We start from the raw sequence: 13,541 nt of genomic DNA on the forward strand, positions 1-13,541 counted from the left end.
ACCAACTGAGCTATTCCCGCTACATGTGTCTTGAGGCTGTGCTGATGATTGGAGCGGGAAACGAGACTCGAACTCGCGACCCCGACCTTGGCAAGGTCGTGCTCTACCAACTGAGCTATTCCCGCAACAGGATGTCTTCTGCAAGTGATTGGAGCGGGAAACGAGACTCGAACTCGCGACCCCGACCTTGGCAAGGTCGTGCTCTACCAACTGAGCTATTCCCGCAACTACCTTAAAACGGCCGTACAGCATTTGGTTGCTTGCGCTACTGTACGGGAGCCGAATTATAAGAGCAGTCATTCCAATTGCAAGGGCTTTTTTGTCACTGTGCAGCCGTTCGCTCAAAAGCTGGCCGAACTGCCGATTTTAGCAACCGGGCGACGGCAACCCCTTGCCGGGGACTCAGATTTTGAAGACGTGGCTGCGGTAGAACTGCAGTTCGGCGATGGACTCGCGAATGTCGTCAAGCGCCTGATGGGAACCGCTCTTGGTGAACTTTTCCAGCAGCTCCGGCTGCCAGCGGCGCACCAGCTCCTTGATGGTGCTGACGTCGACGTTGCGGTAGTGGAAGAAGGCTTCCAGCTCGCCCATGTGCTTGACCATGAAGCGGCGATCCTGGCCGATGCTGTTACCACACAGAGGGCTGGTGCGCTCCGGCACCCACTGGCGGATGAACTCGAGGGTCTCGGCCACGGCGCGGGCCTCGTCGTGCTCGCTCGCCTTGACCCGGGCCACCAGTCCGCTCTTGGTGTGGGTGTTGACGTTCCACTCGTCCATCTTGGCCAGCTCTTCATCGCTCTGGTGAATGGCGATGACGGGCCCTTGTGCCAGCACGTTCAGATCCTTGTCGGTGATGATGGTGGCAATCTCCAGAACCACGTTCTGTTCGGGGTCCAGCCCCGTCATCTCCATGTCGATCCATACCAGGTTCTGCGCGCTGACTGTCATGATTGCTCTCTCTATTGGGAGGAATGGCGGAATTTTGCCAATTTGCATGTATCATACTGGCTTTGGATCTGTTCATAAACTGGCGAATCGAGTGGCAAAGAAAGCAAAACTCAATCTGGGTCAACAGAGGCGCGTTCAGGCCAACCGCGAACGGCGGCTGCAAAAAGATCACACCACTGTGGTGGATGACACTCTGTTTGGCCCGGCCATCGAAGGGGTGGTGATCAGCCGCTTCGGCCAGCATGCGGACGTGGAAGCCGTCGACGGTACCATACACCGCAGCAACCTGAGGCGCAGCAGCATCAACAGCCTGGTGTGCGGTGACAAGGTGGTGTGGCGTCCCGGCCTCAATGCCGCGACCGCCGGCGTCATCGAGGCGGTACATCCCCGTCACTCGGTGCTGACCCGACCGGACTTCTACGACGGGGTCAAACCCATCGCCGCCAACATCGACCAGATAGTCATCGTCTCGGCGGTGATGCCCGAGTTCTCCACCAACATAGTCGACCGCTACCTGGTGGCGGCGGAAGACGTGGAAATCGCGCCCCTCATCGTCCTGAACAAGGTCGACATGCTGGACGAAGCGGCCCGCACCCGGGTCGAGGGCCAGCTCGCCGCCTACCGCAAGCTCGGCTACCCGGTGATCCTGGTAAGCTGCGAGAGCGGCGAAGGGCTCGATGCGCTCAAGGTCGCCCTGACCGACAAGATCAGCATCTTCGTCGGCCAGTCCGGGGTGGGCAAGTCGTCCCTGACCAACGCCCTGATGCCGGGGCTCGGCGTGCTCACCGGCGAGATCTCCGAAAACTCGGGGCTGGGCACCCACACCACCACCACGGCGCGGCTCTATCACTTCCCGAGCGGCGGCGATCTCATCGATTCCCCCGGGATCCGCGAGTTCGCCCTCTGGCACCTGGAAGCCGATCGCATCACCTGGTGTTTCGTGGAGTTTCGCGACTACCTCGGCAGTTGCAAGTTCCGCGACTGCACCCACAAGGATGATCCCGGCTGCGCCCTGCGGGCGGCGGTCAGCAGTGGCGCCATCAGCCCTGACCGCTTCCACAACTATCACCGCATCCTGGAAACCATGCAGGAAGCCCGCCACGGTCGGCAACAAGCCCGACTGTGACCCAATCAACCTCCCTCTTTTTAGAAAGAGCAGATGAAGATCATGAGCATCACTGACAACCTGAAAATTGCCGGTCAATACTGCCTGCCCAAACACGCCCTCTCCCGCCTGGTCGGCAAGCTTGCCGCCGCCGAGGCTGGCAACCTCACCACCCGGGTGATCGAGGCCTTTATCAAGCAGTACGGCGTCGACATGAGCGAAGCGCTGCACGAAGATCCGGCCCACTACGCGAGCTTCAACGCCTTCTTCACCCGCGAGCTCAAGCCGGGGATCCGTCCGCTGGTCGAGGATGCCATGACCCTGGCCCTGCCGGTGGACGGCACAGTCAGCCAGCTCGGCCCCATTAGCCAAGGCCGCATCATCCAGGCCAAGGGCCACGACTACAGTGCCCGCGAGCTACTGGGCGGCTTCGAGGATCTGGTGGCGCCATTCAAGGATGGGGACTTTGCCACCATCTATCTGGCGCCCAAGGATTACCACCGCATCCACATGCCGCTGGACGGCGTGCTGGAGAGCATGGTGTTCGTGCCGGGGGATCTCTTCTCCGTCAACCCGCTCACCGCCGAGAAGGTGCCCAACCTGTTCGCCCGCAACGAGCGGGTGGTTGCCACCTTCCGCACCCCCCACGGCCCCATGGCGCTGGTGCTGGTTGGCGCCACTATCGTCGCCAGCATCGAGACCATCTGGGCCGGCAACATAGCGCCGACCAAACAGAAGGAAGTGGTGCGCTGGGATTACACCGGCGACGAGGCCATCACCCTGCAAAGAGGCGCCGAGATGGGGCTGTTCAAGCTCGGCAGCACCGTAGTCTGCCTGTTTGGCCCCGGCATGCTGGCCGGTTTCGAACCCCATCTGGCCAACGGCGTCACCACCCGCATGGGTCAGCCCTTTGCCAAGCTGGCGGAGCAGGCATGAGTGACCAGTCCAAGCCTGCTACCTCGCAGAAAAACAACCCGCTGCACGGGCTGACCCTGGAGGCGATCGTCACCGCCCTGGTCGAGCATTACGGCTGGGAACAACTGGGGCAGCAGATCAACATCCGCTGCTTCACCGACGATCCCAGCGTCAAGTCCAGCCTGAAGTTCCTGCGCAAGACCCCCTGGGCGCGAGAGAAGGTAGAGAGCCTCTATCTCTACGTTCAGCGCAAACAGGCCAAACAGAAGGAAGACCCCAGTGGCGTTTAAGATTACCTACACCTACAAGAAGCAGGCCAAAGAGATAGGCTACGCCAACGACAAATTCAACAGCATCTATGACGCCATTGCCGCGGCCGAGGGGCTGGATCTCTCCAGCTTCCACGCCATGGAGGCCCAGCTGGCCCAGGTGTGCCGCCGCGACAAGAAGAGCGTGAAGGACTACAGGGAGAACTACTTCAAGGAGCTGGGCTTCTCCAACGTCGTGATCGAACGGGACAATCTCGAAGACAAGCAGGAGTGAGCATGCGAACCCTGACTCTGATGGCCGCCTCCCTGCTGCTGGCGGCCTGCAGCACCCAGACTCCCCAGCTGGTCGGCAACGATCAGGATGCCCACGGCTGCCGTGCCAGCGCCGGTTACCAGTGGTCCCCCCTGCTCGGCCAGTGCGTACGTCTGTTCGAACAGGGAGTGCGCCTGCAATCCCTCGAGGCCACCGAGACCGGCAGCGCCTTCGTGCTGTTCAACACCGATCAGAGCAAGGCCGAGCTGACCCTGCCAAGCGGCGAGCTGATCCCCCTTGACCGCCAGGGCGAGGAGGGAAACTGGTCCTGGCAGGGAGGGGCCTACCAGCTCTTCCCCTGGAAGGGCTATGTGCTCAAGTCCGGTGAGCGGGCGCTGTTTCACGGTGACAGCGCGCTCTAACGGCAACCCCGTAAGTACGACAAAACCCCCGGCCCAGCCGGGGGTTTTGTTTCTGGAAAGCGCAAACCATGGCCGGCAGGGCAGCCCGCAGACAAAAAAGCCACGCCCGTGGGGCGTGGCAAAGGTAGGCAGGGTCACTCAACTTGCTGGGACCAGCAGGGACTGGCCGGCAGACCGACAACCTGGCGGCAGGGCGGCGTCAGAGCCGCCCCACCCTGGCTCAACGGTCGATGGCATCCAACACCCGGGCGGAATAGACCATGGCGGCCCCGGCATTCATGGCAACGGCAACCCCCAGTGCATCGGCGATCTCGGCCCGGCTGGCCCCCTGCTTGAGGGCGGCATCGGCATGGACGGCGATGCAGCCATCGCAGCGGGTGGTGACGGCCACCGCCAACGAGATGAGCTCGCGGGTCTTGCCATCGAGCACGCCGTTCTTGCTGCCGGCGGACGACAGCTGCTGATAACCCTTGAGGGTATCCGGGCTCAGGGTGCCCAGCTCCATTACGCGGCCCATCAACTGTTTACGGTATTGATCCCAGTCTTGCATCTTGACTCTCCGGTTTGGCAGAACAGGCCCCGGCCTGTTCGATGAAACCAGTATTGCATCGGGACTTGAGTCGTTTAATACTTTAAAGACGCAAATAACAGTCAAATGGAATCATGAACCAGATAGACCAGCTGATCAGCCAGGCCGGCATCCAGGGCACGTTCGACCTGCGCTGCCTCTATCGCGGCGGTTTCAGACTGCCCCATGAGCAGAGCCCGGCCGGGGTGATGCCCTTTCACCTGCTGATGAAAGGAGAGATCCGGGTCAGCACGGCGCAGGGCGATGACGTGACCCTGCGCCCGGGCGATCTGCTGCTGCTGCCCGGTGGCGAGCCCCATACCATCTGGCGGGAAGGCGACACCCTGGCCTTGGCCGAGCCGGGCGACGGGCTGCTGCCGCAGAGGGGCGATGGCGGCGATCAGGTGGAGTTTCTGTGCGGCGAGTACCGCTATCAGGGACCGCTGCGGCCGCTGTTGCTGGATGCCCTGCCGAGCCCGCTCTGCATCCCGCTGCTCACCAGCGAGTCGCAACAGTCGCTACGCCTGGTACTGAGCCTGATCCACCAGGAGCTGCAGCGCGAACAGCAGGGCTCGGGGGCTGTGCTGACGGCCCTGAGTCAGGTGCTGCTGGCCATGGGGCTGCGGGCCCATGCCAGCGATCCGCACGGGGCGCTCGGGCTGGTCGGCGCCCTGCAAGACCCCAGGCTGGGCCGTTCGCTGCAGGCCATGCTGGCCGACCCGGCCCACCCCTGGAGCGTGGATGAACTGGCGGCGCTGGCCGCCATGTCCCGCGCCACCTATTTTCGCCACTTTCGCCAGCGGCTGGGCTGCAGCGTCTGGGACTTCATGGTACGGGTGCGGATGGTGCGGGCGGCCGAACTGCTGCGCCACCCGGATCAACTCCCTCTCGGCGAGGTGGCGCAGCGGGTCGGCTATCAGTCGGAGGCCTCCTTTGCCAAGGCATTCAAGCAGTCAAGCGGGATGGCGCCTGGCCGCTTTCGCCAGCAGGGCTGGCCTGCCCTGCCCGGCTAGCGGACCAAAAACAAAAACCCCGTTGCAGGCAACGGGGTTTTCATGCGCGCAGGCAGGATCAGTTGCCCAGGGTGGCGAACAGACTCTGCTCCAGGCTGCCGCGGGAAACGCAGACCGGGGTGATGGAGGGGGCCAGCACGCGCTCGCCGGAGGACTCGACGAAGTAGAGCTGGGTGTTGCCCTTGACGTTGACGGTCGCCACGCTGTTGTTGCCGCTCTGGGTGATGATCAGATTGATCTGCAGATTGGGGTTGCCCAGTGCGACCTTGGAACCCATGGTGCCGCAATCCAGCCACTCCAGCCCGTCGGCCGAGTTTTCAACGTTGGCGGTCATCAGACCTGAGCCACGCTGGCTGTTTTCGATGTTGAGACCGTGATCGCCAAACCACTTCTCGGCGCGGGCCCACACCAGATCCACCGGAATCGCCATCTCCTGGGTGTTGTTGGTCGCCTTGGCAACCGGCGGGGTATAGCGGTACTGCTCGCCACCATTGTTGTCACTGGCACAACCCACCATTAACAGGGCCAGGGCGCCCCCCATTATCTTCTTCATGCTGCTTCTCTCATCCATAAGGCCACCACAGGCCAATCGGCGGCTATTATGGCGATCACGACACAGACTGTCAGCAGGGATCCACATAAATGGTGGATTCTTAACCCAAGCTTTACAAAACTGACCTGTTATCATAGATTTGCTCGAAGTCTCCCCCGTGAGTGCTCACGTGAATTCTTCGCTCTCCCTGGCGCTGCTGCAGCAGATCATCGACCAGTTACCCATGAATATCTTCTGCCGGGATACGGCCGGACGGTACCTGTTTGCCAACAAGGCCTTCGCCCGGGAGGCAGGACTACAGCAGCCAAGCGACCTCGTCGGCAAGACGGACGCCGAGATGCCCTGGGGCGATCAGTTCCGTGAGGAGGACGGGCGCCTGCTGGCCGAAGGAAAACCCCTGCTGCACCAGCAATGGCACTGCCACAGTGGCGCCAACACCAACTGGATGGAGATCCACAAGGTGCCGCTCTATGACGAGCAGGGCAACCCCCTTGCCCTCTTTGCCATGGTCAGCGCCATCGATCAGCGCAAGGAGCTGGAGCAAACCTTCCGCCAGCAGCAACTGTTGCAGCGCCGCCTGCTGGATGCCATCCCGGATCTTATTCGCCTCGAAGATCACCAGGGCGTGCTCATCGACTGCAATCAGGCTTTTCTCGACTTCATGGGCCTGACGGCAAGCGACGCCCTGGGTCGAAGAGTGCCCCCCCGTCTACCCGTCGAACAGACCCTGGGACAGGGTGAATATTGCGTGGTGGATGCCCAGGGCAAGGGCCGCCATCTGGAAGTCACCCGGGTCGAAGTCCCGGACGACGAGGGTAACGCCCTCGGCATTCTCACCCTGAGCCGTGACATCACCGGACTGCGTACCACCCAGGCCCAGTTGCAGCAGGAGCAGCACTACGACAGCCTCACCGGCCTGCTCAAGCTCTCCCACTTCCTGCAGACCAGCCGCCACCTCGGCGCCCGCAAGGCCAGCCTGCTGTTGGTGGATCTGCAACATTTTCGCGAGATCAACGATCGCTTCGGCATCCGGGTCGCCGACCGCCTGCTCAGCCAGGTGGCGCGTCGCCTGCAACGGCTGGCACCGCCTCAGTCACTGCTCTGCCGGGTCGCTGCCGATGACTTCGCCCTGCTGCTGCCCGAGCTTCCCCTCTCCCTGGATGAGTGGAGCCGCAACCTGCAACAGGAACTGATGGCCCCCTACCAGGTCGAGGAACACAGGATCCAGATCCCGGTCTTCCTCGGCATCGCCCACGGCAAGGCCAAGGAGGCCGAGCGCCTGTTGAGTCACGCGGAGGCCGCGCTGGCACAGGGCAAACGCCAGCAGCAGCACTGCACCCTGTTCGATCCCGATCTCGATGCCAAGCTCAAGCGCCGTCAGCTCATCGCAGCCCAGTTGCCGCTGGCCATCAAATCGGCCGAGCTGACCGCCGTCTACCAGCCCATCATCTGCACCCACAGCAACCGGCTGCACGGGGCCGAGTTGCTCTGCCGCTGGCCTCATCCCGAGTTCGACATGATCTCCCCCGATGAGTTCATCCCCCTGGCGGAAGAGCTGGGCCTCATCGGCCAGCTCGGTCAACTGATGCTGGAGCTGGGCTGTGCCCAGCTGGCGCGCTGGCAGGTGGCGGCCCCTGACCTGGTGCTTTCCATCAACCTGTCACCGCTGCAGTTCCGCGATCCCGAACTCTGCCCGCAGATCTTCGCCTGCATCGAGCGCCACGGGCTCGCCCCCTGGCAACTGGAGCTGGAGATCACCGAAGGGGTACTGATGGAGAATGCCGACGAGATAGAGAGCAATCTGGCCTGCCTCATCGAGGCGGGCTTCCAGCTCGCCATCGACGACTTCGGCACCGGTTACTGCTCCCTGGCCTACCTGCCGCGCCTGCAGGTGGCGACCCTCAAGCTGGACAAGAGCTTCACCCAGGGGCTGGCCAGCAACCAGGCCACCACCGCCATCGTCCGCTCCGTCATCGGTCTGGGTCATGAACTCGGCATCAGGATCACCGCAGAAGGGGTGGAAACGGTGGAGCAGCAGGCCTGGCTGGTACAGGCGGGCTGCGATCGGCTGCAGGGCTATCTGTTCAGTCGCCCTCTGCCCCCCGGGGAGTTTGCCAGCAACTACCAGTTGCCAGCTTGACCCGCCACCAACAACGAGGCCACCCCAGGGGTGGCCTTTTGATTGTCTGGCTGTGCATCAGCCGTCATGGACCATGATGCACACAGCCGCCGCCGACCCAGGCTTACTCCTGGAAGTAAGTGCCCCAACCGTCGTAGTCCACACCGTACTTTTCCAGAATAGGCAGCATCTTCTCGATGTCAGAGACGATGGTCTCGATATCCAGCTTGCACTCCACGGTAGCATCGAAGCAGAAGATGGTGGCGCCGTCGTCCAGTTCCATCTCCTCGGCATCGGTCACTTCGAAGCCGGCCTTGAACAGGTCAACCGCCGCCTTCTCCAGCAGATCGAAGTCCTGACAGGCAAAGTGGTGCTCAATCTCGTAGTCCAGATCCGGGTTGCTGCCATCGGCCAGCAGCTCGTTGACGATGGCGGTGGTCTCTTCGCGCCACTCTTGCATGTTGATACTCATATAAACCCCAGACGGTATTGGATGGATGTAGCCCCTGCTGGCGGGCGTGTCGGCCCGCTCGCCGCCAGGGGGTGGTTGCGGCAAAGCATACCCGCAGAGCGCAACGGGCTCAATGCGGCGGACCAAGATAACTGCCTCTCAAGCCTCCTCCCAAATGGTGGTGTCCGCAAAAAGGTTAAAAAAGTGTAATAACCCACCATTGACAAGTGTCACCCATAGATACCTTCATCCTCCGGCACAAGACAGTCAAAACACATCACATTCTTCTTTCAGGCCAGCGTTTTCCACCATCGAGGTGCTGATGACAAAGGACCAATCCAAAGGCATAAAGGGACGCGGGTGAATCACTCCCCGTCCGGAAAAGGAGCCCGACGGGCTCCTTTCTGATCATGTGAAGGAGCACATTGCAATGCCCAAAACAACAATAACGAGCCTGCTTATCGGCTCGACCCTTATGATTGGAAACCATGTCATGGCCGCCCCGGTCCATGGCCCCTTCGATGCCCCCCTCGCCGACGAGGTGAAGGTGCTGGAGATGCTCAAGAAGAGCGGCCGGATCCCGACCCTGGCCTCCCCCGAGATGGAGCAGGCGGCCCTGACCCGCTATTACCGCGACAAGTCACGGGCCTACAACGGCAACAGTGGCACCCTGGCGGTGAAAGAGGGCAAGGTACGGGAGCGCATCCTCAAGAAGATCCGCCTGAACGGCACCGCCCGCCCCGGCGATCGGGTGCCCACCCTGCTGCTCAAGGCCATCGAGAAGGAGCATTACAGGGGCAAGATGCGCAAGGACAAGATCCTCGCCATCCTGGTGGACTTCCCCGACTACCCGAAGAACAGCGTTACCCCCGAGCTCACCAAGATGTACTACCCGGACTACAGCCAGGCGCACTACAACGATCTGCTGTTCTCGTCCAAAGGCTATGCCGGCCCGAACGGCGAACGCTTCATCTCCATGCGCCAGTTCTACGAGCAGCAGTCCGGCCAGAGCTATAGCGTGCGCGGTCAGGTGGCGGGTTGGTACACAGCCAGGAAGGACGCGGCCTACTACGGCAGCAACCAGAACGAAACGGCGGTACGGGAGCTGGTGAAGGAGGCGCTGGCGCAGGTGGCGGCAGATCCTGCCATCGATCTGGCCGAGTTTGATCAGGAGGATCGTTACGATCTCAATGGCAACGGCAACCGGGACGAGCCGGACGGCCTCATCGACCACCTGATGATCTTCCACTCCAGCGTCGGCGAAGAGGCGGGGGGTGGCGATCTCGGCGAGAATGCCATCTGGGCCCATCGCTGGAACCTGGGCGCCCCCTACCCCATCCCCGGCACCAGCAGCCCGAACGGCGATTTCGGCGGCCAGTTCGCCGCCTACGACTACACCATCCAGCCCATCGATGCGGCGGCCGGGGTCTGTGCACACGAATATGGCCACGACCTGGGATTGCCGGACGAGTACGACACCAAGTACAGCGGCAAGGGGGAACCGGTGGCGACCTGGTCCATCATGTCCTCAGGCTCCTGGGCCGGGGTCATCGGCGGCACCGAGCCGACCGGCTTCTCCCCCTGGGCCAAGGAGTTCCTCCAGGCCTCCCTCGGGGGCAACTGGCTGCACGGCAGCAATGTGCAGCTCGCCGATCTCAACCCTCGCGGCAACGTCTACATGCTGGATCAGGCCAACGACAAGGGACGCAACGACGATGTGGTGCGCATCAACCTGCCCGCCAAACAGGTGCCCCTCAACCCGCCCTATGCCGGTCAGTACCAGTACCACGGCGGCAAGGGCAACAACCTGGACAACCGCATGAGCCTCAAGCTGGATCTCGGCGGCAGGCAGAGCTCCAGCCTGCTCTTCAAGGCCTGGTATCAGATCGAAGATGGCTTTGACTACGGTCGGGTGCTGGTCAACGGCGAACCCATCCCAGGCAACCTGACCACCAGTGACGATCCGAACAGGATCGGCTTCGGGGTCGGCATCACCGGCAACTCCAACGGCTGGACCGATGCCGAGTTCGACCTCACCCCCTGGGCCGGCCAGCAGATCACCCTCACCCTGCAATACCAGAGCGATGGCGGCGTGGCCGAAAACGGGCTATTCGTGGACGAGCTGCAGATCCTCGCCGATGGCGACACCCTGCTGAGCGACGGGGCCGAGGGCAGTGCGGCCTTTACCCTGGCCGGCTTTGTGAAGAACGATGGCAACGAGGCCAAGGATCACTACTACCTGGCCGAGTGGCGCAACCATGCGGGGGTGGACAAGGGACTGGCCCACATCAACGTGGCCGACCAGCTGATGCGCTACGAGCCGGGTATGCTGCTCTGGTACGTGGACAGCAGCCAGGCTAACAACTGGGTGGGCCAGCACCCGGGTGAAGGCTTCCTCGGGGTGGTGGACGGGGATCAGCGCACCCTCACGTGGAGCGATGGGGCCGTGGCCGGCACTCGTTACCAGATCCACGATGCTGCCTTCGGCCTGGGCTTCCAGCGCCCCCTCGACCTCAAACATCCGAGCGGCTCCCTGCTGCGCGACTTCTGGATCACCCCGAACCGGGTGTTCAAGGATTCCCGCAGCTACCAGAGCAAGGAGATCCCGGACGCCGGTCGTCTGCTACCCGAATATGGACTCAAGATCAGCGTTACCGGTCAGGCCCGCGACATGAGCACCGGGAGGATCATCGTCAGCCGTCACTGAGTCATGGCATGAATCCACCGGGTTCAGACCAGAATGCCAGTCAGTTAAGTCTGACTGGCATTATTTTTATTCGCATTTTTCATACTTAACCGCTGCGGTGCGGCCTCAGCACATCGCGGGGAATGCGGCCCTGTGATGGGGACAGCAAACTGCCCGCTGGTCGCTCCAGACCGCTTTACCCGCCCCGGAATATTGCCCGGTGTCCTGGTGGTAACCCTGCCGGTTGTTGAGGGCGATATCGCATTCCTTCAAGGTCATGCTTTAGCTGTTGAGCAGCGCCAAACCGGGCGGACACAAGGCATCATCGCTCCTTTCTTCTCACTGGGTACCTTGCGGCTCCCCCTTCTGGGCTTCACACCTCTTGCGATCAGCAATTCGATCGCTTCCCGCTCCTGCCGGCGCGGTGAAAACCAGTGTCCATCAGCAGGCGCAACCCCGTTTCATGGTGCTCTCCTTGGCCGAGGCACAGAGGCAGGGCTTGCCCATATGGCCAACCGCCACCATGGTGTCGTTGGTCTGGCTGACCAGAGCCTGGGCGTTGGGGGTGTAGTCCAGTACGGCCGTGGCCTTCTGCATCACCTCGCGGAAGGCGGCACTGACATTGGGCGAGCGACCCTTTTTGTGGAAGCGTTACCACTTTAGCGCCAACCACGTGCGCAACATCCTTGATGGCGCCCGCGCAGCCTTTACTCTCCTCACGGTCGAAACGGGCAACAATACGCGTAAAGAGTGCCGGAAACCTGATAGTCGCAGGTAAAGGTCCGTTCTCACAACAAGTGTAATCGTTTACACAACTACGTGACACGCATCACGGTTTCAGTAATCTGGCTTCGGCTAAACTCCTGCTCAGACTTTCCTTGCGTGAGGCGCGAACGGTGGAGAAGAGGATGAGAGTACTGGTGACCGGCGGTTGCGGCTATATCGGCAGCCACACTTGTCTGGCCTTGCAGGCGGCAGGCATGGAACCCGTGGTGGTGGACAACCTCTGCAACAGCAAGGCCGCCGTGCTGACACGGGTCGCCGCCATCAGCGGGCAGCTGCCCAGCTTCTATCAGGGGGACATCCGTGACCCGGCCCTGCTGGACAGCATCTTCGCCGAGCAGCAGATCGACGCCGTGATCCACTTCGCCGCCCTGAAAGCGGTCGGCGAATCGACCCGGATCCCCCTCGAATATTATGAGAACAACCTGAGTGGCACCCTGGTGCTGCTGCAGGCGATGAAGCGGGCCGGGGTTCACAACCTGGTGTTCAGCTCCTCGGCCACCGTCTACGGCGACCCGGCCAGCACCCCCATCCGGGAAGATTTCCCGCGCAGCGCCACCAACCCCTATGGCCGATCCAAGCTGATCATCGAGGAGATCCTCGAGGATCTGCAGGCCGCCGAGCCCCACTGGAGCATGACCCTGCTGCGCTACTTCAACCCGGTCGGCGCCCACGAGTCCGGCACCCTGGGGGAAGATCCCCAGGGCATCCCCAACAATCTGATGCCCTATATCACCCAGGTGGCCATCGGCCGTCGCGACTGCCTCTCGGTCTTTGGAAACGATTACAACACTCCGGACGGCACCGGGGTACGCGACTACATCCATGTGATGGATCTTGCCGAGGGGCACGTCAAGGCGCTGCACCACTGCGCGGGGCGAGGCGGCATCCACCCTTACAACCTGGGCACGGGCCAGGGCCAGAGCGTGCTGCAGATGGTGGCCGCGTTCTCAGCCGCCTGCGGCAAGCCACTGCCTTATCGCATCGAACCCAGACGCCCGGGCGACATCGCCGAATGCTGGGCCGATCCCGCCAAGGCACAGCGCGAACTGGGCTGGCATGCCACCCGGGATCTCGCCGCCATGTGCGCCGACAGCTGGCGCTGGCAGTCCGCCAACCCGAACGGTTACGAGGAGTAGGCCTGCCGGCCTGCCCGTTACGATTTTCTCAACTCATTGACTGGAGTGATGATGTTCAACCCTGTTGATCACCCCCACCGCCGTTTCAACCCGCTGACCGGCCAGTATGTGCTGGTCTCCCCCCACAGGGCCAAGCGCCCCTGGCAGGGTCAGGTCGAAAAAATAAGCCAGGCGCCGAGCCAGTCCCACGATCCGGACTGCTTCCTCTGCGCCGGCAACAAGCGCGTCACCGGCGACCAGAACCCCGACTATCGGGACACCTTCGTCTTCACCAACGACTTCGCCGCCCTGATGCAGGACACCCCGGCCGCCGGCGA

At 62.3% G+C, this 13,541-nt stretch carries 15 protein-coding genes and 2 tRNA genes; 10 read left to right on the forward strand and 7 right to left on the reverse strand.

Annotated features, from left to right (window positions below):
• Positions 1-49: 49 nt before the first annotated feature.
• The 3 genes from BN1127_RS02125 to orn all read right to left on the reverse strand — a co-directional run bounded on the left by BN1127_RS02125 (position 50) and on the right by orn (position 948).
• A tRNA-Gly gene (locus tag BN1127_RS02125) sits at positions 50-125 on the reverse strand.
• A 24-nt stretch (positions 126-149) separates the two neighbouring features.
• Positions 150-225 (reverse strand) — tRNA-Gly (locus BN1127_RS02130).
• 177 nt (positions 226-402) lie between these two features.
• Entirely contained in the window at positions 403-948 is a 546-nt protein-coding gene (gene orn / locus BN1127_RS02135; protein WP_041205122.1) for an oligoribonuclease, read from the reverse strand.
• Positions 949-1,039: 91 nt separating this feature from the next.
• On the opposite strand from orn, the gene rsgA reads away from it, so the two are divergent.
• From rsgA to BN1127_RS02160, 5 genes are read left to right on the forward strand one after another with little or no spacing between them, the layout of a single operon-like run.
• Positions 1,040-2,074 (forward strand): small ribosomal subunit biogenesis GTPase RsgA, encoded by a 1,035-nt coding sequence (gene rsgA, locus BN1127_RS02140; RefSeq protein ID WP_042648314.1) that lies wholly within the window; start codon positions 1,040-1,042, stop codon positions 2,072-2,074.
• A gap of 42 nt (positions 2,075-2,116) precedes the next feature.
• Positions 2,117-2,989, forward strand: coding sequence for an archaetidylserine decarboxylase (asd, locus tag BN1127_RS02145; RefSeq protein ID WP_042648323.1), 873 nt, complete (start codon positions 2,117-2,119; stop codon positions 2,987-2,989).
• Positions 2,986-3,258 (forward strand): VF530 family protein, encoded by a 273-nt coding sequence (locus BN1127_RS02150; RefSeq protein WP_005327326.1) that lies wholly within the window; start codon positions 2,986-2,988, stop codon positions 3,256-3,258. Before asd ends, BN1127_RS02150 begins: the two co-directional genes overlap by 4 nt.
• Positions 3,248-3,511: a DUF2960 domain-containing protein gene (locus BN1127_RS02155; protein WP_005327324.1), complete on the forward strand. Its 264-nt coding sequence runs from the start codon at positions 3,248-3,250 to the stop codon at positions 3,509-3,511. The genes BN1127_RS02150 and BN1127_RS02155 overlap by 11 nt, the downstream gene beginning before the upstream one ends.
• A 2-nt stretch (positions 3,512-3,513) precedes the next feature.
• Complete coding sequence (locus tag BN1127_RS02160) at positions 3,514-3,912, forward strand: hypothetical protein (protein WP_042648315.1); 399 nt, start codon at positions 3,514-3,516, stop codon at positions 3,910-3,912.
• Positions 3,913-4,132: 220 nt separating this feature from the next.
• On the opposite strand, the gene BN1127_RS02165 is transcribed toward BN1127_RS02160, so the two are convergent.
• Positions 4,133-4,462 (reverse strand): carboxymuconolactone decarboxylase family protein, encoded by a 330-nt coding sequence (locus BN1127_RS02165; protein WP_042648316.1) that lies wholly within the window; start codon positions 4,460-4,462, stop codon positions 4,133-4,135.
• A 113-nt stretch (positions 4,463-4,575) separates the two neighbouring features.
• Here BN1127_RS02165 and BN1127_RS02170 point away from each other — a divergent pair, with 113 nt between their 5' ends.
• Entirely contained in the window at positions 4,576-5,493 is a 918-nt protein-coding gene (locus BN1127_RS02170; RefSeq protein ID WP_042648317.1) for an AraC family transcriptional regulator, read from the forward strand.
• 58 nt (positions 5,494-5,551) lie between these two features.
• On the opposite strand, the gene BN1127_RS02175 is transcribed toward BN1127_RS02170, so the two are convergent.
• On the reverse strand, positions 5,552-6,046 hold the full coding sequence (locus tag BN1127_RS02175) for a hypothetical protein (protein WP_042648318.1): 495 nt from the start codon (positions 6,044-6,046) through the stop codon (positions 5,552-5,554).
• Between the two features lie 169 nt (positions 6,047-6,215).
• Here BN1127_RS02175 and BN1127_RS02180 point away from each other — a divergent pair, with 169 nt between their 5' ends.
• Positions 6,216-8,186, forward strand: a complete 1,971-nt coding sequence (locus BN1127_RS02180; RefSeq protein WP_042648319.1) for a sensor domain-containing protein — start codon at positions 6,216-6,218, stop codon at positions 8,184-8,186.
• Positions 8,187-8,289: 103 nt separating this feature from the next.
• Here BN1127_RS02180 and rraB read toward each other — a convergent pair whose 3' ends face one another.
• On the reverse strand, positions 8,290-8,625 hold the full coding sequence (gene rraB, locus BN1127_RS02185) for a ribonuclease E inhibitor RraB (RefSeq protein ID WP_041206820.1): 336 nt from the start codon (positions 8,623-8,625) through the stop codon (positions 8,290-8,292).
• A 484-nt stretch (positions 8,626-9,109) separates the two neighbouring features.
• On the opposite strand from rraB, the gene BN1127_RS02190 reads away from it, so the two are divergent.
• On the forward strand, positions 9,110-11,323 hold the full coding sequence (locus BN1127_RS02190) for an immune inhibitor A domain-containing protein (RefSeq protein WP_231557423.1): 2,214 nt from the start codon (positions 9,110-9,112) through the stop codon (positions 11,321-11,323).
• 420 nt (positions 11,324-11,743) lie between these two features.
• Here the strand turns inward: BN1127_RS02190 and BN1127_RS21970 are convergent, their stop codons facing one another.
• Positions 11,744-11,899: a hypothetical protein gene (locus BN1127_RS21970; protein WP_156139734.1), complete on the reverse strand. Its 156-nt coding sequence runs from the start codon at positions 11,897-11,899 to the stop codon at positions 11,744-11,746.
• Between the two features lie 311 nt (positions 11,900-12,210).
• On the opposite strand from BN1127_RS21970, the gene galE reads away from it, so the two are divergent.
• Both galE and galT read left to right on the forward strand, forming a co-directional pair.
• Positions 12,211-13,224 carry a UDP-glucose 4-epimerase GalE gene (gene galE, locus BN1127_RS02195; protein ID WP_042648321.1) on the forward strand — a complete coding sequence of 338 codons (1,014 nt, stop codon included), beginning with the start codon at positions 12,211-12,213 and terminating at the stop codon, positions 13,222-13,224.
• Between the two features lie 51 nt (positions 13,225-13,275).
• On the forward strand, positions 13,276-13,541 hold a 266-nt coding region (gene galT / locus BN1127_RS02200; RefSeq protein ID WP_042648322.1), incomplete at its 3' end, for a galactose-1-phosphate uridylyltransferase.

The organism is Aeromonas media, from assembly GCF_000819985.1.
Classification (GTDB): Bacteria; Pseudomonadota; Gammaproteobacteria; order Enterobacterales; family Aeromonadaceae; genus Aeromonas; species Aeromonas media.